The sequence below is a fragment of the Citrobacter sp. VF227 genome (assembly GCF_052950715.1).
In genome coordinates this window covers 1-430 of record NZ_JBRFVF010000664.1, presented here as the reverse complement: position 1 = coordinate 430, position 430 = coordinate 1, and the positions used below count along the sequence as shown (strand labels likewise).

Genomic DNA, 430 nt, shown 5'->3' with positions numbered 1-430 from the left:
TGTTTGCATAACTACAGCGCCAGCTTCAGGCTGAATGACGAGTTGTTGGCGCCTACCGCATCCGCGACTTTTGCAGAAGAGGGCGCATCGGTTTTTGAAAAGAGCAGCAGCAATGCCAGGATCACCGCGCAGCCAGGACCTAACCAGAAGACAAACTGGTTGTTGATGGTGAACATAATTCCGGCAATCGAGGCGCACAGCGCCCAGCCCACGCAACCGAACATACGCGCGCGAACAAATTCAAAGTTGCTTCGGCGGCTGGCCTTTTCAATATAGGCTTCAATCGCCGGGGCACCGGCATTGTAAATAAAACCAAGGTAAATTCCACAGACAATCGACCCCAGTAAAATATTAACCTGTAACAACGGGCCAAAGACGTAAATAAAGAACGGGGCAAACATCACCAGCATTCCGATAATCACCCACAGCA

The 430-nt window shown here is 50.7% G+C and carries 1 pseudogene; it reads right to left on the bottom strand.

Annotated elements, in window-relative coordinates:
- Positions 1-14: 14 nt before the first annotated feature.
- Positions 15-430, bottom strand: a pseudogene (locus tag ACU8YC_RS28445) (MFS transporter); the annotation flags it as partial.